Raw genomic sequence first — 24157 nt, 5'->3', positions numbered from 1 at the left:
CGCCCGCGTGGTGCTCGGGATCGTCGTCCTGTTCTCCTCCCCGGAGGGCGAGCCGGGCCGAGGCGCCGGAGGAGTCAGAGGAAGGGGCGCAGCGGCACCAGGACGGTCTCGGCGAACCAGGCCGCGGGGTGCCGCTCGTCCCACCGGTCGGCGGTGAGCTCCCGGCAGTTCTCGCTGTCGGCGGCGAAGACCTCCTCCATGTCCGCGGCGAAGTCCCGGTCGTGGATCTCCAGGTTCGTCTCGTAGTTGAAGCCCAGGCTCAGCCGGTCGATGTTGGCGGTGCCGATGATCGACCACTGCCCGTCGATGGTCGCGGTCTTCGCGTGGATCATCGCGCGGCGGTAGAGCAGCACCGTGATGTCCTCGGCCAGCAGCGTGGAGTAGAAGCCGCGGGAGAGCCAGTCCGCCAGGACGTGGTTGGAGTCCTCGGGCACGATGACGCGCACGTCCACTCCCCGCCGGGACGCCTCGATCAGGGCCGAGAGGATCTGCTGGTCGGGGATGAAGTAGGCGGTGGTCAGGTAGATGTGGTCCGTGGCCCGGTGGATCGCGTCGAGGTAGACGCTGCGGATCGGGTACACCAGGCTGGCCGGGATGTTGTTGATGGCACGCACCCGGGAGTCCCACGCCCCCGGGTTCACGTGCGGCAGCCTCGGCCGCCGCGCCGAGGGGTGGTTCCACACCGCGGCGAAGGAGTGGCCCAGCTCGAAGGCGGCGGGGCCGGTGAGCCGGACATGGGTGTCCCGCCACTGCGTGGCGTAGAGCGAGCCGATGTTGTAGCCGCCCACGAAGCCGATCTCGTCGTCGACGACCAGCAGCTTGCGGTGGGTCAGCCCGGTCGCCTGCAGCGGGCTCAGCAGCAGGCGCGGGCGCAGGACGGGGAAGCGGAAGACGTGCACGTCCGGGTGGAAGCGGTAGAAGCCGCGGGGCACCACGAGGTTGCCGAAGCCGTCGTACATCACGTGCACCTCGACACCGCGGGCGGCGGCGTCGTTGACGGCGTCCAGGAACTCGCGGCCGACCTCGTCGTCCTTCCAGATGAAGGTCTCCAGCTGCACCCGGTGCTCCGCGCCCCGGATCGCGGCGAGCATGTCCCGGAAGAGGTCCTCCCCGTAGGTGTAGACCGTGGTGCCGGTCTCGGCGACCGTGTGCTCGAACGTGCCCGGGCGCGGGAACCCGGAGCGCCGCGAGCGGCTCCGGCGCTTGACCGCGTCGGTGGCCACCAGGGTGGCCACCACCGTCGCCTGCACGGCCACCGCCCCCAGGGCGGACCGGACGGCGAACGAGCGGAGCAGACGGGGCCCGGAGGAGCGAGTGGTTCTCATCCGCGAAGCCTACCCGGGCGCCACCTGGCCCACGGGTCCGCCCAGGTCGGTCCGCGGCGCCGCCCGGCGCGCGGCATCGTCCTCGGCCGCGTCACCCTGCGACGACGACGACGTCCGCGGTCGCCTGCTCCAGGAGCGGACGCGTCGAGGCCATGGCCCATCACGGGAACAGCCTGTGACGATGGTCAACAAGCGGACCGCGCCCGTAGGGTGGCCGCATGAGCACCGTGCGCGAGCCGCCCCGTGTCGTCGTGCTGACCGCCGAGGGCACGCCGCCGCCCGGCAACGAGGACGCCCTCCGGACCCTCGCCGACGTCACGGTGGTGACGCGCGAGGGCCTTGCCGAGGCCCTCGCCGGAACCGGCAGGGGGCGCCCGGCCGAGGTGCTGCTGCTGTGGGACTTCTTCTCGGACGCCCTCGCCGGCGCGTGGGACGCCGCGGCGGGGCTGCGCTGGGTGCACGTCGCGGCGGCCGGCGTGGACGCCATGCTGTTCCCGGCGCTGCGCGCCTCGGACGTCAGGCTGACCAACGCGCACGGGGTCTTCGACCGGCCCGTCGCGGAGTTCGTCCTCGCCGCGGTCCTGGCCCAGGACAAGCAGCTCCACCGCAGCAAGGCCCTGCAGCGCGAGCACCGGTGGGTGCACCGCGAGCTGCGGCGCACCCGGGGCTCCACGGCCCTCGTGGTGGGCACCGGCGGGATCGGCCGCGAGACCGCCCGCCTGCTGCGGGCCGTGGGGATCGACGTCCGCGGGGCCGGGCGCACGGCCCGGGCGGAGGACCCCGACTTCGGGACGGTCGTCCCCGCCGCCGAGCTGGCCGAGCACGCCGGGTGGGCCGACCACGTGGTGCTGGCCGCCCCGCTGACGGAGCGGACACGGGGGATCGTGGGCTCCGGGGTGCTCGCGGCCATGTCCCCGCACGCCCACCTCGTGAACGTGGGCCGAGGCGCGCTGGTGGACGAGGGCGCGCTGCACGAGGCCCTCCGGGCGGGACGTCCGGCCGCGGCGACCCTGGACGTCTTCGACACGGAGCCCCTTCCACCGGACCACCCCTTCTGGGCGTTGGACAATGTGCACGTGTCCGCGCACATGTGCGGGGACGTCGTGGGGTGGCGGGACGAGCTCGCCGCCCAGTTCGAGGACAACCTCCGGCGCTGGACGGCCGGGGAGCAGCTGGTCAACCAGGTGGACAAGGACGCCGGCTACGTCCGTTCCCCGTGAAGGGGCGGGCGGGCCGCGCGGCGACGGCGCCGCGGGGCCCGTGCCGGCGGGCCACGACGAGAGGAGAGCACGGACCATGCGCGTCGCAGTTCCCAGAGAGATCAAGCCGGCCGAGCGGCGGGTGGGCCTCGTGCCCGCCGGGGTGACCCAGCTCGTGCGGGACGGCCACGAGGTGTTCGTGGAGACCGGCGCGGGGGAGGGCTCGGGGTTCGACGACGACGCCTACACCGCCGCGGGAGCCCAGGTCGTCGACCGGTCCACCGTGTGGGAGCGGGCGGAGCTGCTGGTCAAGGTGAAGGAGCCGGTGGCCGAGGAGTACGGATTCCTGCGCTCCGACCTCACGCTCTTCGCCTACCTGCACCTGGCCGCCGACCGGCCGCTGACCGAGGCGCTGCTCGGGGCGGGCACCACCGCCGTGGCGTTCGAGACCGTGCGCGCCGGCCGGATCCTGCCCCTGCTCCAGCCCATGTCCGAGATCGCGGGCCGGCTCGCCGCCCAGTCCGCCGCCCACCACCTGCAGTCCAACGCCGGCGGCCCCGGGCTGCTGATGGGCGGGGTCCCCGGCGTCGCCGCGGCCAAGGTCGTGGTGGTCGGCGGCGGGACCGTGGGCACCCAGGCCGCCCTCATGGCCTCGGGCCTGATGGCCGACGTCACGGTGCTGGACGCCAACGGCGCGCGGATCCGCGAGCTCACCGACCTGCTCGGGCACCGGGCCCGCGTGCTGATGAGCGACGAGCACGTGCTCGAGGAGGAGATCTCCGGGGCGGACGTGGTGATCGGGGCGGTGCTCGTCCCGGGGGCGGCGGCGCCCAAGCTCGTGCGCCGCGAGCACCTCGGGGTGCTGCACGACCACGCCCTGCTCGTGGACGTCGCCATCGACCAGGGCGGGTGCTTCGAGACCTCCCACCCGACCACCTACGACGACCCGACGTTCGAGGTGGACGGCATCACCCACTACTGCGTGGCGAACATGCCCGGAGCGGTGCCGCGCACCGCGACCCGGGCGCTCGCCAACGCCACCACGCCCTATCTGCGGCGCCTGGCCCGCGGCCCGGAGCAGGCCCTGGCCGCCGACCCGGAGTTCGCGGCCGGGCTCAACACGGCCGCCGGCAGCATCCGGCACGCCGGGGTGGCGGCGGCCTTCCCGGACCTGCCGGCGCAGCTGGACTGAGTCCCGGCGGGCGCCCCCCCGGGACTCAGTCCGGCGCGGAGCCGTCCGTCGTGAGCAGGCGGAGCAGCCGCTCCAGCTCGACCCGGTCCGCCGGGTCCAGCCGCGAGAAGTACTCGTCGGACTCCCGGCGCCGGTCCTCCCGCACCTGCTCGCGCAGGGCGGCGCCCCGGGGCGTCAGCGCCACCAGCGTGGCGCGCCGGTCGGAGGGGTCCGGCACCCGCTCCACGAGCCCCTTCCGCTCGAGCAGGTCCACCACCTCCGTGGCGGACCGGGGGGCGATGCGCAGGGCGTCGGCGAGGTCCTTCACGCGCAGGCTGCCGGACCCGCCACCGGGGCGGCAGTTCCCGGCGGGGCCGTGCCGGTGCCCTGTCCCGCCGCGGCACCCCGCGAGGGCGTCGAGCGCCCGGAACTGGTGCGGGGTGAGCCCGAAGGGGGCCAGCTGCTCCGCCCAGCGGCGGCGCAGCCGGCGGAAGACGGCGTGCAGGAGGTCCCCCAGCCGGGCCGGGTCGGGTTCGTCGTAGGGCATGGCGCCATCCTATCCCCGTTGCGGGCTACCTCATAGAGAGGTAACCTCCTGATAGTTCCCGAGGAGGATCACATGGCGACGACCTATCGCAGCGCGCGCGTCCGCACCCCGGCGCACGACGGCGGAGGCACCCCGGCCGGCGGACCCGGCGGCCTGCCCAGTGGTTTGCCCGGTGCCGGCCCCAGCGGTGGCGGCGGCGGAGGGGCCCGCGCCGCCCGCCCCGACCCCGCGGACCGGACGCAGCTCACCCGGCACCCCGTCAGCCCGCGCCGGATCGCGGCGCTGTTCGCCCCGCACCGCGGCACGATCGCGCTCGTCGTCGTGCTCATCACGGCGTCCTCGGTGGTCAACCTCGCCCAGCCGTTCCTGGTCCGCGGCGTCATCGACGACGCCCTGCCGAACGGCGACACCCGACTGCTGCTGGTGCTGACCGCCTCGATGGTGGGGGTCGCGGCGCTGACCGCCGTGATCGGCGTGGTCCAGACCTGGATGGCCACCACCATGGGGCAGCGGGTCATGCACGCGCTGCGCGTGCAGCTCTTCACCCACCTGCAGGCCCAGTCCCTGGGGTTCTTCACCCGGACCCGGGGCGGGGAGGTGCAGTCGCGGCTCACGCACGACATCGCCGGGATGCAGTCCGTGGTCACCAGCTCCGCCACGGGCGTGGCGTCCAACCTCACCACCGCCGTGGCGACGGCCGTGGCCATGGTGGCGCTGTCCCCGGCGATGAGCCTCGTCTCCCTGCTGGTGCTGCCGCCGGCCGTCTGGCTCTCCCGCCGCGTGGCGCTGATCCGCCGGGACGTGACCGACGAGCGCCAGCGGGAGCTCGCCGCGCTCCACACCCAGGTCGAGGAGGGTCTGTCCGTCTCGGGGGTCCGGCTCGCCAAGACCCTGGGCACCACCGCGCGGGACGCGGCCCGCTTCACCGAGCACTCCGACCGGCTCGTGGGCCTGGAGCTGCGCAGCCAGCTGGCCGGGCGCTGGCGGATGGCCACCATGCAGATCGTCTTCGCCGCGATCCCCGCCGTGATCTACCTGGCCGCCGGCTTCCCGGCCACGAGCGGCGGGATGACCATCGGCACCCTGGTGGCCTTCACCGCCCTGCAGGGAGCCATCTTCCGGCCCGTGATGGGTCTGCTGAACATCGGCGTGCAGTGGGTGTCCGCGCTGGCCTTCTTCAGCAGGATCTTCGAGTACCTCGACCTCGAGCCGCAGCTCGTCCCGCCCGCCGCGCCCGTCCGGCTGGACCCGGCCGGCGTGCGCGGGGAGGTCCGGTTCGAGGGCGTGCGCTACGCCTACGACGACGGGGCCGACGTGCTGCGCGACCTCGACGTGGTGCTGCCGGCGGGCACCACCACGGCGGTGGTCGGGCCCACCGGCTCGGGGAAGAGCACCCTCGGCTCCCTGCTGCCGCGGCTCAACGACGTCACGCAGGGGCGGGTGACGATCGACGGCGTCGACGTGCGGGAGATCGATCCGGCGGACCTCGCCCGGATCGTGGGCGTCGTCTCCCAGGAGACCTACCTGGTGCACGCCACGGTGCGCGCGAACCTCCTGCTCGCCGATCCGGACGCCTCCGACGCCGAGCTGTGGCGCGCCCTGGGCACCGCGCGCATCGCCGACACCGTCGCCGGGCTGCCGGAGGGGCTGGACACCGTGGTCGGCGCCCGCGGCCACCGATTCTCCGGCGGGGAGCAGCAGCGCCTGGCCATCGCCCGGACCGTGCTGCGCAACCCGCCCGTGCTGGTCCTCGACGAGGCCACCAGCGCGCTGGACAACACCACCGAGGCGCAGGTCCAGGAGGCCCTCGACCGGCTGGCCGCCGACCGCACGACCCTGACCATCGCCCACCGGCTCTCCACGGTCGAGGACGCCGACCAGGTGGTGGTGCTCGAGGGCGGCCGCGTCGTCGAGCGGGGCACGCCGCGGGAGCTGCGCGCGGGCGGCGGTGCGTTCGCGCTGCTGGTCGCACGGACCGGCCGGGAGGACGCAGCCGGTCGGCGCACCGGATCCTCCGCCACCCCGTGACCCTGTGATCCGCGGGAGCCCGCACGACCACGACAAGGCGTGGTCGTGCGGGCTCCCGCGGATCGGCCGGTGCGGTCCGGATCAGCCGCGCGTGCCGTGCTGGAGGATCAGCGGCCGGCCGGTGGGCTGGGCCACGCGCTCGCGCGCGGTCCGGGCCGCCGCCACGAGGTGCTCCAGCGACGCCGTCGTCTCCGCGTAGCCGCGGGTCTTCAGGCCGCAGTCCGGGTTGACCCACAGGGTCCGCGCCGGGACGTGCTCGAGGGCCCGCTCGAGCAGCTGCTCGATCTCCTCCTGGGAGGGCACGCGCGGGGAGTGGATGTCCCACACGCCGGGCCCGATGCCCCGGGAGAAGCCGGCGGCCTCGAGATCGGTCAGCACCTCCATCCGGGACCGGGCGGCCTCAATGCTCGTCACGTCGGCGTCGAGGCCGTCGATCGCCCCGACCACCTCGCCGAACTCCGAGTAGCACAGGTGGGTGTGGATTTGGGTCTCGTCCCGCACCCCCGAGGTGGCCAGGCGGAACGCGTCCACCGACCAGCCGAGGTAGGCCGGCTGGTCCGCGCGGCGCAGCGGCAGGAGCTCCCGCAGCGCCGGCTCGTCCACCTGGATGATCCCGATCCCGGCGGCCTCGAGGTCCGCGACCTCGTCCCGCAGGGCGAGCGCCACCTGGTTCGCCGTCTCCCCGAGGGGCTGGTCGTCGCGCACGAAGGACCACGCCAGGATCGTCACCGGGCCCGTGAGCATGCCCTTGACCGGCCGGTCGGTGAGGGACTGGGCGTGGCGGATCCACGGCACCGTGAACGCCTGGCCGCGCAGGCCCTCGCCCTCCCGGCTGACGTCGCCCCACAGGATCGACGGGCGGGTGCAGCGGGAGCCGTAGGACTGCACCCAGCCGTGCACGGTGGTCGCGAAGCCGTCGAGGTGCTCGGCGAAGTACTGGACCATGTCGTTGCGCTCCGGCTCGCCGTGCACCAGCACGTCCAGGCCCAGCTCCTCCTGCAGCCGCACGACCCGCTCGATCTCCTCCCGCAGGAAGGCGTCGTACGCGGCGTCCGTGAGGGCGCCGGCACGGTGCCGGGCGCGGGCCGCACGGACCTCGGCGGTCTGCGGGAAGGAGCCGATCGTGGTGGTCGGCAGCGGGGGCAGCGGCCCGGACGCCGTGAAGGACCGGCCCTCCTGCGCGGCCCGGCGGACCTCCGCCGCCGTCCGCCCGATGTCCGCGGCGGTCAGGGACCCGGCGCGCTCGCGGACGGCCGCGTCGCGGACCCCCGCCGCGTCCTGCCGGGTGCGGCGGGCCTCGGCCGCCTCGGCCAGCTCCTGCGCGACCGACTCCGTCCCGGCGGCGAGACCGCGGGCCAGGGTGACGACCTCGCCGACCTTCTGGTCGGCGAACGCGAGCCAGCTCCGCAGCTGCGGGTCCAGCCGGGTCTCCTCGGCCACGTCGTGCGGGACGTGGAACAGGGACGTGGAGGAGGCCACGGACACCTGGGCGCCCCCGCGGGCCAGCTCCCCGAGCTGGTCGAGCCGGCCGGCGAGGTCGGCCCGCCACACGTTGTGCCCGTCCACGGCGCCGGCCACGAGCACGGCGGAGTCCTCGCCCTGGAAGAACTCCAGCTCCTCGGGCGTCGGGGTCGCGCCCTTGACGAGGTCGAGGTGCAGGGCCTCCACCCCGGAGCAGGCCAGGGGGTGCAGCAGCGGCCCGGGGGAGCCGTAGGAGGTGGTGACGAACAGCTGCGGGCGCGCCGTCACGGCGGTCAGGGTCGTGTAGGCGTCCCACACGGACGCGGCGAGCTGCTCGGCGGGGACGTGCTGGTCCGCCACGAGGGCCGGCTCCTCCAGCTGCACCCAGTCCGCGCCGGCCGCGGCGAGCTCGCCCAGCAGCTGCGCGTACACGGGCAGCAGCTCGGGGAGCCGCTGCAGCGGGTCGAAGCCGGCGGGGGCGTCGTCGTCCGCCTTGGCGAGGAGGAGGAAGGACACGGGGCCCACGAGGACCGGGCGGACGGCGAAGCCGTGCGCGGCGGCGCGGCGGACGTCGGCCACGAGCCGGTCGGCGGTGGCGCGGAACGGGGTCTCCGGGCCGATCTCGGGCACGAGGTAGTGGTAGTTGGTGTCGAACCACTTGGTCAGCTCGAGCGGAGCGCGCCCGGCGTCGCCGCGGGCGAGCACGAAGCTCGCGTCGAGGTCGAGCCTGCCCTCGGTGTCGGCGAGGTCGGCGAAGCGGGACGGGACCGCCCCGAGGGCCACGGTGGTGTCCAGCACCTGGTCGTAGAGGGGGAACGCCGCGGGCAGCGACGAGTCCTGGGCGCCGAGGCCCAGCTCCACGAGCCGGCGGTGGGTCGCGAGCTGCAGGTCGGCGGCCGTCGACTCGAGCTCCTCGCGGGTCGAGCGCCCGGCCCAGTAGGCCTCGAGGGCCGTCTTCAGCTCGCGGCGGCGGCCGATCCGGGGGTAGCCGGTGATGGTGGCGGCGGGGAACGGGACAGTGGTCATGGTGGTCTCCTGAAAAGGGGTCGAGAGGTCGTGCGGAACGGTGGGGCAGTGCGTGCTCAGGCGGGGAGCAGCAGGTCGTCGAGCGGGACGGGCACGTGCGGGACGCGCGGGAGCTCCACGTGCTCCAGCAGGTCGAGCGCGGCCCGGTGCTCGTTGAAGGTGTAGAGGTGCACTCCGGGGGCGCCGGCGTCCAGGGCGGCGCGGGCCAGCCGCGCCGCGAAGGCCACGCCGGCGCGGTGCCGCTCGACGGGACCGGGTGCGTCCTCCAGCGCCGCGGCCAGACCCGGGTGGGGCGCCAGGCCGGCCAGCCGGCACAGCGTGCGCAGCCGCCGCGGGTCGGTGACCGGCATGATCCCCGGGACGATCGGGATGGTCACCCCGGCAGCGCGCGCCGCCGCGACGAGGCGCTCGTAGCGCTGCGGGCGGAAGTAGACCTGGGTGATCGCGAAGTCCGCCCCGGAGCGCTGCTTGGCCAGCAGCACCTCGACGTCGTGCCGGAACGAGGGCGACTCCGGGTGCCGGGTCGGGTAGGCGGCCACGCCTACGGCGAGCCGGCCGGCCGCCAGGGCCGCGGTGTGGCGCTGCTCGACCTCCCGCACGAGCTCCACGAGCTCGCCGGCGTGCCGCAGCTCGCCCGGCTCGGCCCCCGGCTCCCGGTCCCCGCGCAGGGCCAGGACGCCCCGGACGCCGCGTCGGACCAGCACGGCCACGGTCTGCTCCAGCTCGGCCCGGGTGCTGCCGACGCACGTCAGGTGCGCCAGGGGCCGCAGGCTCGTGCGGGCCAGGAGGTGGTCGAGCAGGGCGAGCGAGCTGTCCCGGCGCTGCTCGTCCCCGCTGTACGTCACCGAGACGTGGTCGGGCCGGGTGGGCTCGAGCTCCTCGATGGTCCGCAGCAGCGTGTCGGCGCTCGCCGCGCTGCGCGGTGGATACAGCTCGTAGGACAGGGACGGCGGCGCCGGCCGGGGGATCGGGGGTGGTGTCACGTTCTTCCTCCAAGGGTCACCCCGAGGGAGGGCAGCAACCGTCCCGGGGTGGACCCGGAAGGGAAGCGACAGCTCCATCGGTCCTGGCGGGAGCACCGTTCCGCCCACCCCGTGGCGGGGGCGCGGATGGTTGCTGCGGCGTCGACGAGCCAGGTCTCTCGGCCGCTCTGGATAGATGCAGGACCCATTCCAGCGGCTGCCCCGCCGTGCTGCCAAGTGCGGACGCCCAGAAGACGCCGGTGCGCCGACTGTGACGACCGGGACGTCACAGGACGCAACACGGACGCACGTCGACGCACCGGCGGGGGACCACGGTCCTGCGCCCCGCGCCCACTCGCCATAATGGACGAGCCACCCCCCGCCCCGGACCGCAGGAACGAGTGCCCATGCCCTCCACCCCCCGCATCGTCGCCGTCGTGCCCTGCCACAACGAGGAGACGGCCGTCGCGCGGGTCGTGACCGACCTGCACGCCGCGGTGCCCGGCATCGAGGTGCACGTCTACGACAACTGCTCGACCGACGGCACCGTCGAAGCCGCCCGGCGTGCGGGGGCGCACGTGCGGCGCGAGGACGAGAAGGGCAAGGGCAACGTGGTCCGGCGGGCCTTCGCGGACCTGGACGCCGACGTCTACGTGCTCATCGACGGCGACGACACCTACGACGTGGCCGACGTCCCTCTCCTGATCGAGACGCTGCTCGCCGGACCCTACGACCACGTGGTGGGCGTGCGCCGGCAGGTCACCAGCACCGCCTACCGGTCGGGGCACGAGTCCGGCAACAGGTTCTTCAACGCGCTCGTCACCTTCGCCTTCCGTCGGAGGGTCTCCGACATGTTCAGCGGCTACCGGGTCTTCTCGCGCCGCTTCGTCAAGTCCTTCCCCGGTCTCTCCCGCGGGTTCGAGATCGAGACGGAGCTGACCGTGCACGCCGTCAACGCGCGGATGCCGCAGACCGAGGTCGCCGTCGGCTTCCGCGACCGGGCGGAGGGGAGCGAGAGCAAGCTGCGGACCTACCACGACGGCTTCCGGATCCTGGGCGTCTTCGGGCAGCTGCTCTTCCACGAGCGCCCGTTCTTCGTCACCGGTGCCGTCTCGCTGGCGCTGTTCCTGCTGGGCCTGGTCCTCGGCCTCCCCGTGGTCGCGGAGTTCGCCGGCACCGGACTCGTCCCGCGCTTCCCGACGGCGCTCCTGGCCGCCTCCCTGATGATCCTGTCCGGGGTGTTCCTGCTGATGGGCGTGCTGCTCAGCGGCCAGGCGAAGATCCGCCGGGAGACCTCCAGGCTGTTCTACCTGCGGCAACCGGCTCCCCCCTGGAACGGCGGGGACGGTCAGGAACGGACCGGGTCCGGCGGCACGGAGCGCCGGCGGCAGCTGCCGTGAGCGCGGGGCGGGAGGGGCTGCGGTCGCGACTGGTCCCTCTGCTGCCCTGGGCCCAGGGGCTGGGGATGCTCCTGGTCCTGCAGTTCGCCCTGTTCGGGCTGCTGACGGCGGGCCAGGCGGTGCCGGACCGGCCCATCGTCGAGAACCTGCTGGCGGCGGTCGAGGACGGCACCTACGGCCCGCACGGGACGATCGACCGGATGGGCGGACCCGCCGACACCTTCACCGAGTGCGTCGTGGCGGGCACGGGCCTGGGCGCGTCCCCGGAGGAGTCGGCGTTCAGCCGTGCCGTCCGGATGCCCCGGCTCGCCACCTGCGGCGGCGGCCCGGAGCAGCTGCGGGCCCTCTCCGGGGGGGCCGTGCTCACCGACAACGACTACTTCAAGTACTGGGCCGGCTACACCGTGCTCACCCGTCCCGTGCTGGCGCTGACCGGTCTCGAGGGCCTGCGGATCGTCTCGGGCACCCTCATGGTGCTCGCCCTGGGCGGGGCGTTCCTCGCGGTCCGCGCGCGGACGTCCACCGCCGTGGCGCTGGCCCTGATCCTGCCCTACCTGGTGGGGACCAACCTGCTGTCCACGCCCTCGACGTCCTTCAGCCAGTCGATCTCCATCGCCTTCATCTTCCTGTCGGTGGTCCTCGCCGCGCTCGGGGCGGGGCGCTCGCCCCGGACGGCGTACGCGGGAGTGGCGCTGGGCGCGGCGCTGTTCTGCTTCGTGGACCTCCTCACGACCCCCGCGGTGCCCTGGGCGATGTCCGCGTTCGTGGTCGGCGCGGCGGTCTGGTGCCGCACCGGGGCCCTGCGGGAGACCGCCGCTGCGGTGCTGGCGAGCGGTCTGGTCTGGCCCGTGGCCTTCGCCGTCACGTGGCTCGCGCGCTGGGTCGTCGCCGGCGCCTTCCTGGGCGTCCCGGAGACCCTGGAGGTGGTCCGCCGCAACGTGGGGATCCGGACCGGAGGCGACCACACGGGGGTCTCCGAGGCGTTCGGCGCGGGCGTGCGCCGCAACGTCACCTACTGGTGGGAGGTCGTGCCCACCTCCGGGCTCGTGCTGTCCGGCTGCCTGCTCGCGGCGGGCGTGGGCCTCGTCCTGGCGCTGCGCCGGGGAGGGCCCGCCCGGTGGGGGGCCGCCGCGGTCCTCACCCTGCCCGCCCTGGCCGTGCCCTTCTGGTACACGGTGCTCAGCAACCACTCCCAGATCCACGCGTTCTTCGTCAACCGCGGGGTGGCGGCGGCGCTGGCCGTCCTCACCGCCGCCTGCCTGGCCGCGGCCGTGCGGCCGCACGCGGGGACAGGGGAGCCGCGGACCGGGTCGCCGCACCGCTCCGAGGAGGGCGCGGAGCCCGGGGAGACCTCCACCCGTCACGATCCGGTTTCGGACCTTGCCGGGGCGGCGCGGGAGCCCTAACCTTTAACAACCAACAGGTTGATCAAGGAATCAGTTGACAAACACCGTGGACCCCGGCGATGACGACCTCCTCGACAAGGCCTTCCTGGCCCTCGCCGACCCGGTCCGCCGCCGCATCGTCGCCCGGCTCAGCCGAGGACCGGCCACGGTCACCGAACTGGCGGAACCCTTCGCGATCTCCCTGCAGGCGGTCTCGAAGCACATCCAGGTCCTCGAGCAGGCGCAGCTCGTCACGCGCACCCGTGACGCCCAGCGCCGGCCCGTCCACCTGGACCCCGCACGGCTCGAGGCGCTCACCACGTGGATCGACCGGTACCGGCTGGTCCGGGAGGAGCAGTTCCGCCGCCTCGACGCCGTGCTCGACACCCGAGCCGCGGACCGCGGCGAGCACACCCAGGACTGAACCATGGGACACCCACTGCACCTGACCGTTCCCGACGGCCTGCCGTTCATCGACTTCGAGCGCGAGTTCGACCATCCCGTGGCCGACGTGTTCCGCGCCCACGCCGATCCCGCCCTGCTGCGCGAGTGGCTCGGCCCGCGCGGCACGCACGTGGAGGTCGACTCCTACGACTTCCGCACCGGCGGCGCCTACGAGTACCACCACACCGGCCCGGACGGCGTCTCCTACGCGTTCCGCGGCATCCTGCACACCGGGCGCGAGAACGAGCTCGTGATCCAGAGCTTCGAGTTCGGGGGCTACCCGGACGTGGTCGACCTCGAGTTCCTGCGCTTCGAGGACCTCGGGGACGGACGGTGCCGGCTGGTCGGTCACGCCGTCTACCCCACCCAGGAGGCCCGCGACGGCATGGCCGGCTCCGGCATGGAGACCGGCATGTCCGACGGCTACGAGCGGCTCGAGGAGCTGCTCACCGCCCGGGTCCGCTGAGCAGTCCACCACCGAGGAACACTCCACCACCGAGGAACACTCCACCGAGGAGCATGTCATGGCCAACACCCTGCACGTCACGGCGCCCGAGGGCGTCCCCTGCGTCGACTACGCCCGCGAGTTCGACGCCCCTGCCACCGAGGTCTTCCGCGCCCACACGGACCCGGAGCTGTACCGGCAGTGGATCGGCCCGCGCGGGCTCGAGACCCGGATCGACGGCTTCGACTGCCGCAGCGGCGGGTCCTACCGGTTCGTCCAGCGCGGCGCGGAGGGCGGTGACGAGTACGCCTTCCGCGGCGTCTTCCACACCGTCCGGCAGGACGCCCTCATCGTCCAGACGTTCGAGTTCGAGGGCTGGCCGGACCTGGTCACGCTCGAGTACTCGACGTTCGAGGACCTGCCCGGCGGGCGATCCCGGCTCACGGGACGATCGGTCCACCCGTCCGTCGAGTCGCGCGAGCGCTACCTGGCCACCGGCATGGAGTCCGGGATGGCCGAGGGCTACGACCGGCTGGAGGAGCTGCTGACCGGGCGGCCCGCGCAGGACGGGGCCTGACCGTGGACTGGACGCTCGAAGTGGTCCTGCTGCCGGTCGCGGACATCGACCGCGCGATCGCGTTCTACCGGGACGGGGTCGGCTTCCACCTCGACCACCGCACGGCCACGGAGCAGATGGACATCGCCCAGCTCACCCCGCCCGGGTCGGGGTGCTCCATCGTGGTCGGCAACCTCCCCGCCCACCGGGAGATGGCCCCCGGGTCGCTGCGCGGGCTGCAGCTGGTCGTCTCCGACGCCGGGGCGGCGCGCGAGGAGCTGCTCGCCCGCGGCGTGGAGGCGGGCGAGATCACCGTGGTGGACGAGCGGGACGGCGGCACGCTCTTCGGGTTCAGCGACCCGGACGGCAACACGTGGGTCGTGCAGCAGCTGCGGGCCCGGGCCGAGCAGCCGCTGATCCCGCAGCAGCGCCCGGCGCCCGGGCCCTGACCCACCACGACCCCTGGCCCACGGCGAACTTCCCGGCCGGCCACGGGCTTCCCGTGGTCGGCCGGGAGACCCGTGCTCAGCCGCGGGGGAGATGCTCCGCCCGCCGGCCGAGGGTCCGCGCGGCGAGCGCGATGAGCAGCACCAGCCCGGCCGTGAGCAGGAGCTGGCCCCGCACGGCGTCGTCGAGCAGCCCGAGCAGGACGATCCCGGCGAGGAGCGCCAGCGCCAGGTAGGACAGCCACGGGAAGGCCCACATCCGCAGCGGCAGCGCGGTGCCGTCCCGGTCCGCGCGGCGGCGCAGGACGATCTGCGAGACCAGCGCGAGCCCCCAGACGACCAGGCACGTGGCGCCCACGGTGTTGAGCATCCACAGCAGCACGGTCTCCGGCCACCGGTAGTTGAGCACCACCGCGGCGAAGCCGAAGGCCACGGAGACGACCACCGCGGTCCGGGGCACCCCGCGGTCGGAGACGTCGGCGAAGGCCCGCGGCGCCGAGCCGCGGCGGGCCAGTGACCAGAGCATCCGGGACGCGCCGTAGATGTTCGCGTTGAGGGCCGAGAGCAGCGCCAGGATGATGACCACGGCCATCACCACGTCGGCGCCGGGCACCCCGGCGGTCTCCAGCACGGCCACGAACGGGCTGACCGAGAGCTGCTCGTCGTCCCACGGCAGGACCAGGACCATGACGGTCACGGCGCCCACGTAGAAGACGAGGATCCGGACCAGGATGGTGCGCACGGCGCGGGCCACGTTGCGCTGCGGGTCCTCGGTCTCCGCCGCGGCGATGGTCACGAGCTCCGTGCCGCCGAACGCGAAGACCACCACGAGCAGCGCGGCGGCCACCCCGGTCGGGCCGTTGGGCAGGAAGCCGCCGTGGGCGGTGAGGTTCCCGAGCCCCGGGGAGGGCGCGTCGGACAGGCCCAGCAGCACGGCGACCCCGACCGCCAGGAAGGCCAGCACCGCGAGGACCTTCATCAGCGCGAACCAGAACTCGGTCTCGCCGAGCGTGCGCACCTTCACCAGGTTGACCGCCGTGAACACCACCATGAACAGCAGCGCCAGCACCCACTGCTCCGTCACGGGCCACAGCTCCGTGAGCAGCTGGGCCGCGGCCGTGGCCTCCGCCGCGACCACCACCACGATCTGCGCCCACCACAGCCAGCCGAGTGTGCGGCCCACGGTGCGGCCCATGGCCTTCTCGGCGTAGGTCGAGAACGCGCCGGGGGACGGGTCCGCGGCGGCCATCTCGCCCAGCGCCCGCATCACGAGCACCAGCAGCACGCACGCCACCAGGAAGGACAGCAGCACCGCCGGCCCGGCGGTGCGGATCGCGGCGCCCGTGCCGATGAACAGGCCGGTGCCGATCGCGCTGCCGAGGGCCATCATCACGAGGTGACGGGCCTTGAGGTGGGTGCCCGGCACGGCCGCGGGCGCGGAGGACGGGGACCCGGTCGGGGTCCACGTGGAAGGGGAACTCATGAGCACCGAGGGTATCGGACCGCGGCGGTCCCCGGACGGGGCGGCGAATGCCTGCCCCGGGTCCCGGGCCGCTAGACTTGCACGGTACGAGCCCCTGGGTCTCCTCCTGCCGGCGCCGCGCCTCCTCGGGCGTGCGGACGGGAGCGGGCCGACGCAGGGGCGTTGTCGTGCCCGGCCGGTGCGCGCCTCCGCCGGGTCCCGCGGGAGAAGTCCCGCTTCATCCAGGCAGGAGAGTCGTTCAATGCCAGCAATCGTGATCGTCGGCGCCCAGTGGGGCGACGAGGGCAAGGGCAAGGCCACCGACCTGCTGGGAGGCCGCGTGGACTACGTGGTCAAGCCCAACGGCGGCAACAACGCCGGGCACACCGTGGTGGTGGGCGGCGACAAGTTCGAGCTCAAGCTCCTGCCGGCGGGCATCCTGAGCCCCAACGCCGTCCCCGTGATCGGCAACGGCGTCGTCGTCAATCCCCAGGCCCTCTTCGAGGAGATCGACGGTCTCGAGGCGCGGGGCGCGGACACCTCCCGGCTGCGGGTCTCCGCGAACGCCCACCTGGTGGCCCCGTACCACCAGACCATGGACCAGGTCTCGGAGCGCTTCCTCGGCAAGCGGGCGATCGGCACCACGGGCCGCGGCATCGGCCCCGCCTACATGGACAAGGTCGGCCGGCTCGGCATCCGCGTCCAGGACGTCCTGGACGAGTCGATCCTGCGGCAGAAGATCGAGGGCGCGCTGCGGCAGAAGAACGAGCTGCTCGTGAAGCTCTACAACCGCCGGGACATCGACGTCGAGGAGGTCGTGCAGTACTTCCTGGGCTACGCCGACCGGCTCGCCCCGATGATCGTGGACTCCACCTACCTGCTCAACCAGGCGCTCGACGAGGACAAGGTGGTCCTCATGGAGGGCGGCCAGGCGACCTTCCTCGACGTGGACCACGGCACCTACCCGTTCGTGACGTCCTCCAACCCCACGGCGGGCGGCGCGTCCGTGGGCTCGGGCATCGGGCCGACCCGCATCACCCGGGCGATCGGCATCATCAAGGCCTACACCACCCGCGTGGGCGCCGGGCCGTTCCCCACCGAGCTCTTCGACGAGATGGGCGAGCAGCTGCGCACCACCGGCGGCGAGTTCGGCGTGAACACCGGCCGTCCCCGCCGCACCGGCTGGTACGACGCCGTGATGGCCCGCCACGCCTCCCGGATCAACGGCTTCACCGACTACTTCCTCACCAAGCTCGACGTCCTCACCGGCATCGAGCAGATCCCGGTGTGCGTGGCCTACGACGTCGACGGCGTCCGGCACGACGAGATGCCGATGACCCAGACCGAGTTCCACCACGCCAAGCCGATCTTCGAGCAATTCGACGGGTGGGAGGAGAACATCACCGGCTGCCGCACCCTGGAGGACCTGCCGGCGAACGCCCGGGCCTACGTCGAGGCGCTCGAGTCGATGAGCGGCACCCGGATGTCCGCGATCGGGGTGGGCCCGGACCGCGACGACACCATCGTGGTGCGCGACCTCATCAACTGACCCCTCACCTCCGCTCCTCCTCCGCGAGGCCGCCCGTGCCGGCGACCGGCGCGCCGTCCGTCGCCGGCACGCGGCCTCGCGGGCAGGGAGGGGGGCTCAGACGAGGACCAGCACCACCCAGATGCCGAGGCCGCCGAGGGCGAGCACCGCGACCGACGTGGCCAGCACAGCGCCGACCTCCGGCTCGGTGCCCTCCTCGACGATGCCGCGGGCGCTGCGGACGTAGCGGGGCCGCTGCGTGAGGTAGATCGCCGCCGCTGTGAGGACGGCCAGGCCGAACAGCACCAGCACGAACGGCCCGTGGTGCGGCAGCCAGCGCAGGAAGACCGCGGAGACCACCACGAAGGACATCAGGGTCCGGCCCCACGCCATCGTGGTCCGCTCCGGCTGCAGCCCGGGGTCCCCGTGCGGCGGCCGCGGGGGGTCCGGCGGCCCCGGCGGGGGGCCGGGCCGCGGGCGCGGCATCTCAGCCCTGCAGGACGACGACGACGAGCACTCCCGCCGCGATCGCCCCGCCCACCGCGAGCACCGGCGCGATCAGGGGCAGGGGCAGCGGGGTCTGGCGCCGCATGCTCCGCTCCACCCCGATCCAGCGGAACGTGGCGCCCGCGCTGAGGAGCATGCTCAGGACCAGCAGGACGATCGCGAGGAACGTCCGCACGCCGTCGTCGAACAGGTCCGCGGTGAACGCCTCGATGGCGATCCCGCCGGCCAGGAACGCGAGCGCGGTCCGGATCCAGGCGAGGAACGTGCGCTCGTTGGCCAGCGTGAACCGGGGATCGGGGGCGACCCCGCCGCCCAGCACACGCTCGGACAGCCGGCGTCGCCCCGGGGTCTCGGACTGCTCGCCCATCGCCTGCCCTTCGCTCGCGCGGTCGTCCCACGACCCATCCTGTCACGGGCAGTGCCACGAGCGAGGGGGCACGGGTCGGTCGCGGATACAGTGGGAGCTCCAGCCGCGACCCCGAGGAGGACACCCGTGAAGATCGCCGTCGGACAGTTCGCACCCACCGCCGACACGGCCGAGAACCTGCGGACCATGCGCCGGCTGGCCGAGCAGGCCGCGGCCGGCGCGGCGCAGCTGGTGGTGTTCCCGGAGGAGGCCATGTTCTCCGAGCAGCTCCTCGGGGAGGACTTCGAGGACCGGGTGCTGCGCGGCTGGTCGGGTTTCGTCCAGCAGTTGTCCTTCCTGGCCGCGGAGACGGGTGTCGCGGTGATCGCAGGCGGCTACGAGGGCTCCGCCGACGGACGCCCCTACAACACGCTCGTGGCCGTGGACGCGCAGGGCGCGATCCTCGGCACGTACCGCAAGCTCCACCTCTACGACGCCTTCAGCCACCGGGAGTCCGACCGGATCCGCCCGGGGGACAAGGGCGTCGCGGTGGTGCGGATCGGGGACCTCGCGGTCGGCATGATCACCTGCTACGACCTGCGCTTCCCCGAGATCTGCCGCGCCGTGGTCGACGCCGGCGCGGAGCTGCTCACCGTGCCCGCCGCCTGGTTCGCGGGCGAGCACAAGGTGGACCACTGGCAGGCGCTGCTCAAGGCCCGCGCCATCGAGAACACCGTCTGGGTCGCGGCCGCGGACACCTGCTCCGAGCACACGGTGGGCCGCTCCGCGGTCCTCGACCCGCTCGGCGTGGTGGTCGCCGAGGCCGGGGAGGACGAGACCGTGCTGACCGCCGAGGTCACGCGCGAGCGCATCGCCGAGGTCCGGGAGACCGTGCCCGTGCTCGCCAACCGCCGTTTCGGCGCCGCGGAGCTGCTGCCCGCGGACGAGGACTGAGGTGGCCACCGCTGTCCGGGCGCCCGACCGGGCCCCCGAGCAGGTCCTCGGCCGGGGATCCCGCCCGGGTCTGCGCCCCCGAACCGTGGTGGTCCTGTTCACGGGACTGTCCCTGCTCTTCGGGGCGGTCTTCGCCGCCGTGGTGCCGGCGGCATGGGGCCCGGACGAGAGCTCCCACTTCAAGCGCGCCTACCAGGTCTCCCAAGGAGGCCTCGCCCCCGAACGACTTCCGGACGACGGCCCCTACCCGGTCTACGGCGGCTCCGTCCCGGTCGCCGCGGCGCAGCTGATGACCGGCCACGGCGGACCACCCAGGACCAAGGAGCGCGGCTCCGACCCCCTGTTCGTCCCGTCCGAAGCCCGTGACCGGGCGCTCGCGGCGCCGCTGGGGGAGGATCACGTGCAGACCTCGTTCTCCAACACCGCGGCGTACTCGCCCGTGCCCTACCTGCCCTCGGCCCTCGGGGCGCGCATCGCCACCGCCGCGGACCTCGACGTGGGCAGCACATGGGCCCTGATGCGGGTCCTGCAGGTGCTGTCCTACACGGCGGTGGTCGCCGTGGGGCTCTGGGCCCTGCGCCGCACCCGCTTCCTGTGGACGGGGTTCTGCGTGGCGCTGGTGCCCACCGCGCTCTACCAGTCGGCGGTGATCTCCGCCGACTCCGTCACCAACGCCGTGGTGTTCACGTTCATCGCGCTCGTACTGCGGGCCACGGTGCTGAACCGCTCCGAGGAGCCGCTCTCCCGGTTCGAGCTGGGGGCGGTGCTCGTGGGCGCGTGCGTCCTGCCGCTGATGAAGCCCACCTACGTCATCCTCTCCCTGCTGCTGCTGGCGGTCCCGCTGCGGCGGTATCCGCTGCCCCGCCGCGCCGACGGGCGGCCGGTGGCCGCCGCGCTGGTGCTCACCGCCTGCCTGCTCCTGACCCTGCTGGGCTTCGCGGTGTGGATGTCGCTGGCCGCGGGCACGACCGAGGCGATGGGCATCCTCCGCGGCCCGGAGGAACGGCACATGGTGCGCCCCGCGGACCAGCTGGCCTTCGTGCTCGCCGAGCCGGTCGCCGTCCTGGGCGTGGCGGCGCGGACGATCCTGACCCTGGACTGGCAGTACGCGGCAGGCGTCGTGGGGCAGATGGGCTACGGGCCCGGCGGGAACATCAACGGACCGTTCGTCGGCGCGGTGTGCTGGCTCGTCGCCGTGGGCGCGGCCTTCCTCCACGGGCCCCGCGGCCGGGCGTCGCGCCGGGCCGTCGTCTGGTTCGCGGTGGTGCTGCTGCTCAACGTCGCGGCCATCTTCGGGACGCTGTACCTGAGCTTCGCCCCCGTGCAGTCCGGGATCGTCAACGGGGTGCAGGGCCGCTACTTCGTCCCGCTCGCCCTGCTGCTGCTGGGGACGCTCGTCCCGCTGGTGAGCGCACGACTCCCCACCACCCCGCAGGCGCTGCGCAGGGTGGACACGGCCGTGCTCGTGCTCGTGCCGCTCTCCGCCGCGCTGGCCGTGGCCGGCTACGCCACCGTGGTCCACATCACGGGCCACTACGCGCTGCCCTGACCGATCACCGACCCCTGGAGGACCCCGTGGACGACGACCGATCCGACGACACCCCGCGCCCGGGCGGCAGCTCCGGACCGCCCCCGGGTCCCACGGCGCCGTGGGACCCGGGGGCGTGGCAGCCGGTCCCGCCGTGGCTCGCGGACCGGTACGCCAGAGGGCGCAGCCACGCCGAGACCGCGCTGATCCTCGGCATCCTCGGGGTGGTGCTCCTGCCGGTGCTGGCGCCGTTCGCGATCTGGCAGGCGCGCGAGGCCGAGAAGCTGGGCGTCCCGGCGACCGCCGGCCGGGTGCTCGGGTGGGTGGGCACCGTGCTGCTCGGGGTCTTCCTGCTGTTCCTCGTGCTGTGGCTGGTGGCCGCCGCGTTCCTCATCGGCTTCGGCGGAGGCGGCTGAGCCCGGTGGCCGGGACGTGCCCCGGGCCACCGGGCGCCGGGCTCACCAGATGCTGACGCGCTCCACCTCGGGCAGCCACAGCGCGTCCGACTCCACGACCCCGAACGCCTCGTAGAAGGCGGGGACGTTGCGGACCACCTGGTTCGCCCGGAACTCGTTGGGGGAGTGCGGGTCGGTGGCGATGCGGTGGCGCAGCGCCTCGTCCCGGGACTTCTGCTGCCACACGTAGGCCCAGGACAGGAACAGCCGCTGCTCGGGGCTGTAGCCGTCGATCAGCTCCCCGGGGCCGAAGGCGCTGCCGCTCTCCCGGGACATCCGCCACGCCTTGTGGGCGATGGTGAGCCCGCCCAGGTCCCCGATGTTCTCGCCCAGGGTGAGCTCGCCGTTGACGTGCGTGCCCTCGTCCTCCAGCTGCTCCGGGACCAGGCGGTCGTACTGGCGCACCAGCTCCGCCGTGCGCTCCTCGAAGGCCTGCCGGTCGGCGTCGGTCCACCAGTTGCGCAGCCGGCCGTCGCCGTCGCACGTCGAGCCCTTGTCGTCGAAGCCGTGGCCGATCTCGTGGCCGATCACGGAGCCGATCGCGCCGTAGTTCACGGCGTCGTCGGCGTCCTCGTCGAAGAACGGGGGCTGCAGGATCGCGGCCGGGAAGACGATCTCGTTGCGCAGCGGGTGGTAGTAGGCGTTGACCGTCTGCGGGGTCATGAGCCACTCGTGCTTCTCCACCGGCTGGCCGGCCTTGCGGACCAGCTCGGCGAGCCGGAACTCCGTGGTGCGGACCCGGTTGCCCACGAGGTCCTTGGGGCTGATCCGCAGGGAGGAGTAGTCCTTCCACTGCTCCGGGTAGCCGATCTTCGGGGTGAACTGGGAGAGCTTCTTCAGTGCCTCCTGGCGGGTCTCCTCCGTCATCCAGTCCAGGCCCGTGATCGAGACGCGGTAGGCCTCCAGGAGGTTGGCCACGAGCTCGTCCATCCGCTCCTTCGCGGTGGGGGAGAAGTGTGCCGCGACGTAGAGCTCGCCCACGGCCTCGCCGAGGACCCCGTTGACGAGCTCGACCCCGCGCTTCCAGCGGTCCTTGAGCCGAGGGGTCCCCGAGAGCACGGTGCCGTAGAACGCGAAGTCCTCCTCGACGAACGCGGAGGACAGGTAGGAGGCGCGCGCGGAGACCAGGTGCCAGCGGGCCCAGGACCGCCACGCCGGCAGCAGCTCGTCGACGAGCAGCTCCTCGACCCCGGTGAAGAAGGAGGGCTGGGCGTTGACCACGGTGCGCAGCGCCGTCCCGGGCAGCTCCGCGCCCTCGGCCAGGAGCCTCCAGTCGAGGACCGTGCCGGAGGCCGCGAGCTCCTCGAAGCTCATGGGGTTGTACATCTTGGTGAGATCGCGGACCGTGACCTTGTCCCAGTGCCGGGAGGCGATCCGCGTCTCGAGCTCCACCACCGCGCGGGCCTGCTCCTCGGCGTCCTCGAACCCGGCCAGGGACAGCATGGTGCGCACGTGCTCCAGGTACTTCCCGCGGATCGAGGCGTGCTGGTCGTCCCGGTAGTACTCCTCGTCGGGCAGGCCCAGTCCCGACTGCCCCACGAACACGAGCTGGCGCTCGGGGTCGCCCGGGTCGGCGTCCACGTCCACGCCGACGAGCCCGCCCGCACCGCGCCGGATCATCCGGCCCAGATGGCGGACCAGCCCGGGCACGTCCGCCACGGCGTCGACCTCCGCGAGGTCCGGGGCGAGGGGGGAGGCGCCCAGCGCCTCGATCCGCTCCTCGTCCATGAAGGACGCGTAAAGGTTCGCGATCTTGGACTCCACCGCCTCGGGGTCCCCGGCCCGGGCCCGGGTGATGAGCTCGCGCACGGCGGCCTCCGCCTGGTCCCGCAGCTCGATGAACGCGCCCACGGACGGCTTGTCGTCGGGGATCTCGGTCCGTCGCTGCCACGTGCCGTTGACGTGGCGGTAGAGGTCGTCCTGGGGGCGGACGGAGCGGTCGAAGCCGGAGAGGTCGAACACCGAAGAGGTCACCGTAGATGTCATGACCACCACGCTAACCGGCTCCGGGGGGGAGCGGGCAGGCTGTTCCCCGACCGCTTAACCCCGCTCGCCCCGCGGCCGCGCCGGGCTCGTCCCGGGGCCGACTCCGGTGGGGCCGTCCTCCCGGGTCAGCCCCGGGCGCCGGTGAATCGCGGCTTGCGCTTCTGCTGGAACGCGGCGAAGCCCTCGGCGTAGTCGGCGCTGCGGCACAGCTCGCCCTGCACCCGGTTCTCGTTCTCCACGGACTCCCAGAGCCCCAGGCGCTCGTCGCGGATCTGGGCCACGAGCTCGCGGGAGGCGAGGAACGCGCCGGTCGCGCCCTCGGCCACGGCCGCGGCCTTGGCGCGGGTGAGCTCGAGCAGCTCGTCGGCGGGCACCGACCGGCTGAACAGCCCGGAGCGCACCGCCTCCTGGCCGCTCATCAGCTCGGCCGTGTAGATGAGGTCCAGGGTCCGGTGGGCGCCGAGCCGCTCGGTGAACAGGGCGTGCCCGCCCGAGTCGAGGGTCGCGCCCAGGTTCGCGAACGGGGAGCCGATCTTCGCGCTGTCCGCGACGTAGACCACGTCCGTGGCGATCGCGAGGCCGAGCCCCACGCCCAGGCAGGCGCCCTGCACGGCGGCGAACGTCGGGGCGGGGAACTGCGTCATGGCGCGCAGCAGCGGGGTGACCTTCCCCGCCAGGTAGCCGTGGGCGTCGTCGGTCGCGGGATCCACGGCGGAGATGTCGCGGCCGGCGCAGAAGCCGCGGCCCTCGCCGCGCAGCACGAGGGCCCGGACGCCGGCCCTCCCGGCCTCGGCGTAGGCGTCGCCCAGCTCGGCGAGCGCGGCCTCGTCCAGGGCGTTCATCCTCCCGGGCGCGTTCAGCACCACTTCGGCCACGGATCCGTCGATGGTCAGGTCGATCACTGCTGCTCCTCGGTGAGATCGGGACTGGGAGGTCGGGGACCCGGTGCGGGGACCGCGGTCGGGGCCCGGGGCGGGACGGCCCGGGGCCCGGCAC

Annotated in this window: 22 protein-coding genes and 1 riboswitch; of the genes, 13 read left to right on the top strand and 9 right to left on the bottom strand. The window is 73.8% G+C overall.

Annotated features, from left to right (window positions below; all coding sequences use genetic code 11):
- Nucleotides 1–74: 74 nt before the first annotated feature.
- Entirely contained in the window at nucleotides 75–1325 is a 1251-nt protein-coding gene (locus ACYVM4_RS14665; RefSeq protein ID WP_368822045.1) for a phospholipase D-like domain-containing protein, read from the bottom strand.
- Nucleotides 1326–1543: 218 nt separating this feature from the next.
- On the opposite strand from ACYVM4_RS14665, the gene ACYVM4_RS14660 reads away from it, so the two are divergent.
- Together ACYVM4_RS14660 and ald are read left to right on the top strand one after the other, a co-directional pair.
- Nucleotides 1544–2545, top strand: coding sequence for a D-2-hydroxyacid dehydrogenase (locus ACYVM4_RS14660; protein WP_460669000.1), 1002 nt, complete (start codon nucleotides 1544–1546; stop codon nucleotides 2543–2545).
- A gap of 76 nt (nucleotides 2546–2621) precedes the next feature.
- Nucleotides 2622–3716 (top strand): alanine dehydrogenase, encoded by a 1095-nt coding sequence (gene ald / locus ACYVM4_RS14655; RefSeq protein WP_368822041.1) that lies wholly within the window; start codon nucleotides 2622–2624, stop codon nucleotides 3714–3716.
- Nucleotides 3717–3741: 25 nt separating this feature from the next.
- On the opposite strand, the gene ACYVM4_RS14650 is transcribed toward ald, so the two are convergent.
- Nucleotides 3742–4242, bottom strand: a complete 501-nt coding sequence (locus ACYVM4_RS14650; RefSeq protein WP_368822040.1) for a MarR family winged helix-turn-helix transcriptional regulator — start codon at nucleotides 4240–4242, stop codon at nucleotides 3742–3744.
- A gap of 72 nt (nucleotides 4243–4314) precedes the next feature.
- Between ACYVM4_RS14650 and ACYVM4_RS14645 the strand changes: the two genes are divergently transcribed.
- Complete coding sequence (locus ACYVM4_RS14645) at nucleotides 4315–6270, top strand: ABC transporter ATP-binding protein (protein WP_460668999.1); 1956 nt, start codon at nucleotides 4315–4317, stop codon at nucleotides 6268–6270.
- 81 nt (nucleotides 6271–6351) lie between these two features.
- Here ACYVM4_RS14645 and metE read toward each other — a convergent pair whose 3' ends face one another.
- Nucleotides 6352–8757, bottom strand: coding sequence for a 5-methyltetrahydropteroyltriglutamate--homocysteine S-methyltransferase (gene metE, locus ACYVM4_RS14640; protein ID WP_460668998.1), 2406 nt, complete (start codon nucleotides 8755–8757; stop codon nucleotides 6352–6354).
- Between the two features lie 56 nt (nucleotides 8758–8813).
- A complete protein-coding gene (locus ACYVM4_RS14635; RefSeq protein ID WP_368822036.1) occupies nucleotides 8814–9740 on the bottom strand; it encodes a methylenetetrahydrofolate reductase in 927 nt (308 codons plus the stop codon).
- A gap of 71 nt (nucleotides 9741–9811) precedes the next feature.
- Nucleotides 9812–9918, bottom strand: a riboswitch (SAM riboswitch).
- 208 nt (nucleotides 9919–10126) lie between these two features.
- Between ACYVM4_RS14635 and ACYVM4_RS14630 the strand changes: the two genes are divergently transcribed.
- The 6 genes from ACYVM4_RS14630 to ACYVM4_RS14605 are packed head-to-tail and all read left to right on the top strand — an operon-like array spanning nucleotide 10127 to nucleotide 14398.
- On the top strand, nucleotides 10127–11119 hold the full coding sequence (locus ACYVM4_RS14630; protein WP_460668997.1) for a glycosyltransferase: 993 nt from the start codon (nucleotides 10127–10129) through the stop codon (nucleotides 11117–11119).
- A complete protein-coding gene (locus tag ACYVM4_RS14625; protein ID WP_460668996.1) occupies nucleotides 11116–12525 on the top strand; it encodes a hypothetical protein in 1410 nt (469 codons plus the stop codon). The genes ACYVM4_RS14630 and ACYVM4_RS14625 overlap by 4 nt, the downstream gene beginning before the upstream one ends.
- 46 nt (nucleotides 12526–12571) lie before the next feature.
- Nucleotides 12572–12928, top strand: a complete 357-nt coding sequence (locus tag ACYVM4_RS14620; protein ID WP_368822143.1) for an ArsR/SmtB family transcription factor — start codon at nucleotides 12572–12574, stop codon at nucleotides 12926–12928.
- Nucleotides 12929–12931: 3 nt separating this feature from the next.
- Nucleotides 12932–13414 carry an SRPBCC family protein gene (locus tag ACYVM4_RS14615; protein WP_460668995.1) on the top strand — a complete coding sequence of 161 codons (483 nt, stop codon included), beginning with the start codon at nucleotides 12932–12934 and terminating at the stop codon, nucleotides 13412–13414.
- 58 nt (nucleotides 13415–13472) lie between these two features.
- A complete protein-coding gene (locus tag ACYVM4_RS14610) occupies nucleotides 13473–13970 on the top strand; it encodes an SRPBCC family protein (protein WP_460668994.1) in 498 nt (165 codons plus the stop codon).
- A 2-nt stretch (nucleotides 13971–13972) separates the two neighbouring features.
- On the top strand, nucleotides 13973–14398 hold the full coding sequence (locus ACYVM4_RS14605) for a VOC family protein (RefSeq protein ID WP_368822030.1): 426 nt from the start codon (nucleotides 13973–13975) through the stop codon (nucleotides 14396–14398).
- A 76-nt stretch (nucleotides 14399–14474) separates the two neighbouring features.
- Here the strand turns inward: ACYVM4_RS14605 and ACYVM4_RS14600 are convergent, their stop codons facing one another.
- Nucleotides 14475–15878 carry an amino acid permease gene (locus tag ACYVM4_RS14600; RefSeq protein WP_460668993.1) on the bottom strand — a complete coding sequence of 468 codons (1404 nt, stop codon included), beginning with the start codon at nucleotides 15876–15878 and terminating at the stop codon, nucleotides 14475–14477.
- A 241-nt stretch (nucleotides 15879–16119) separates the two neighbouring features.
- Here ACYVM4_RS14600 and ACYVM4_RS14595 point away from each other — a divergent pair, with 241 nt between their 5' ends.
- A complete protein-coding gene (locus ACYVM4_RS14595) occupies nucleotides 16120–17406 on the top strand; it encodes an adenylosuccinate synthase (protein ID WP_460668992.1) in 1287 nt (428 codons plus the stop codon).
- Nucleotides 17407–17502: 96 nt separating this feature from the next.
- On the opposite strand, the gene ACYVM4_RS14590 is transcribed toward ACYVM4_RS14595, so the two are convergent.
- The gene (locus tag ACYVM4_RS14590; RefSeq protein ID WP_460668991.1) at nucleotides 17503–17871 is read right to left on the bottom strand and encodes a DUF202 domain-containing protein; all 369 of its coding nucleotides are present in this window, start codon (nucleotides 17869–17871) and stop codon (nucleotides 17503–17505) included.
- Nucleotide 17872: 1 nt separating this feature from the next.
- The gene (locus ACYVM4_RS14585) at nucleotides 17873–18259 is read right to left on the bottom strand and encodes a YidH family protein (protein WP_368822027.1); all 387 of its coding nucleotides are present in this window, start codon (nucleotides 18257–18259) and stop codon (nucleotides 17873–17875) included.
- Nucleotides 18260–18385: 126 nt separating this feature from the next.
- Between ACYVM4_RS14585 and ACYVM4_RS14580 the strand changes: the two genes are divergently transcribed.
- The 3 genes from ACYVM4_RS14580 to ACYVM4_RS14570 are packed head-to-tail and all read left to right on the top strand — an operon-like array spanning nucleotide 18386 to nucleotide 21136.
- Nucleotides 18386–19192 (top strand): carbon-nitrogen hydrolase family protein, encoded by an 807-nt coding sequence (locus ACYVM4_RS14580; protein ID WP_460668990.1) that lies wholly within the window; start codon nucleotides 18386–18388, stop codon nucleotides 19190–19192.
- Between the two features lies 1 nt (nucleotide 19193).
- Entirely contained in the window at nucleotides 19194–20741 is a 1548-nt protein-coding gene (locus tag ACYVM4_RS14575) for a DUF2142 domain-containing protein (RefSeq protein ID WP_460668989.1), read from the top strand.
- Between the two features lie 26 nt (nucleotides 20742–20767).
- On the top strand, nucleotides 20768–21136 hold the full coding sequence (locus ACYVM4_RS14570) for a DUF4190 domain-containing protein (protein WP_460668988.1): 369 nt from the start codon (nucleotides 20768–20770) through the stop codon (nucleotides 21134–21136).
- A 42-nt stretch (nucleotides 21137–21178) separates the two neighbouring features.
- Here the strand turns inward: ACYVM4_RS14570 and ACYVM4_RS14565 are convergent, their stop codons facing one another.
- Complete coding sequence (locus ACYVM4_RS14565) at nucleotides 21179–23161, bottom strand: M13 family metallopeptidase (RefSeq protein WP_460668987.1); 1983 nt, start codon at nucleotides 23159–23161, stop codon at nucleotides 21179–21181.
- A gap of 125 nt (nucleotides 23162–23286) precedes the next feature.
- Nucleotides 23287–24063: an enoyl-CoA hydratase/isomerase family protein gene (locus ACYVM4_RS14560; protein ID WP_368822020.1), complete on the bottom strand. Its 777-nt coding sequence runs from the start codon at nucleotides 24061–24063 to the stop codon at nucleotides 23287–23289.
- Nucleotides 24064–24157: the final 94 nt, after the last annotated feature.

Source organism: Kocuria himachalensis, from assembly GCF_054784195.1.
Note: the sequence above shows the minus strand (reverse complement) of the source record. Positions and strands in the feature narration are given on the sequence as shown.

What these genes read in the sequence shown, in the direction of transcription:
- ACYVM4_RS14600 (WP_460668993.1), bottom strand. Translation starts at nt 15,878, where the DNA reads ATGAGTTCCCCTTCCACGTGGACCCCGACCGGGTCCCCGTCCTCCGCG.
- ACYVM4_RS14590 (WP_460668991.1), bottom strand. Translation starts at nt 17,871, where the DNA reads ATGCCGCGCCCGCGGCCCGGCCCCCCGCCGGGGCCGCCGGACCCCCCG.
- ACYVM4_RS14660 (WP_460669000.1), top strand. Translation starts at nt 1,544, where the DNA reads ATGAGCACCGTGCGCGAGCCGCCCCGTGTCGTCGTGCTGACCGCCGAG.
- ACYVM4_RS14565 (WP_460668987.1), bottom strand. Translation starts at nt 23,161, where the DNA reads ATGACATCTACGGTGACCTCTTCGGTGTTCGACCTCTCCGGCTTCGAC.
- ACYVM4_RS14665 (WP_368822045.1), bottom strand. Translation starts at nt 1,325, where the DNA reads ATGAGAACCACTCGCTCCTCCGGGCCCCGTCTGCTCCGCTCGTTCGCC.
- ACYVM4_RS14585 (WP_368822027.1), bottom strand. Translation starts at nt 18,259, where the DNA reads ATGGGCGAGCAGTCCGAGACCCCGGGGCGACGCCGGCTGTCCGAGCGT.
- ald (WP_368822041.1), top strand. Translation starts at nt 2,622, where the DNA reads ATGCGCGTCGCAGTTCCCAGAGAGATCAAGCCGGCCGAGCGGCGGGTG.
- ACYVM4_RS14610 (WP_460668994.1), top strand. Translation starts at nt 13,473, where the DNA reads ATGGCCAACACCCTGCACGTCACGGCGCCCGAGGGCGTCCCCTGCGTC.
- metE (WP_460668998.1), bottom strand. Translation starts at nt 8,757, where the DNA reads ATGACCACTGTCCCGTTCCCCGCCGCCACCATCACCGGCTACCCCCGG.
- ACYVM4_RS14630 (WP_460668997.1), top strand. Translation starts at nt 10,127, where the DNA reads ATGCCCTCCACCCCCCGCATCGTCGCCGTCGTGCCCTGCCACAACGAG.
- ACYVM4_RS14650 (WP_368822040.1), bottom strand. Translation starts at nt 4,242, where the DNA reads ATGCCCTACGACGAACCCGACCCGGCCCGGCTGGGGGACCTCCTGCAC.
- ACYVM4_RS14595 (WP_460668992.1), top strand. Translation starts at nt 16,120, where the DNA reads ATGCCAGCAATCGTGATCGTCGGCGCCCAGTGGGGCGACGAGGGCAAG.
- ACYVM4_RS14645 (WP_460668999.1), top strand. Translation starts at nt 4,315, where the DNA reads ATGGCGACGACCTATCGCAGCGCGCGCGTCCGCACCCCGGCGCACGAC.
- ACYVM4_RS14615 (WP_460668995.1), top strand. Translation starts at nt 12,932, where the DNA reads ATGGGACACCCACTGCACCTGACCGTTCCCGACGGCCTGCCGTTCATC.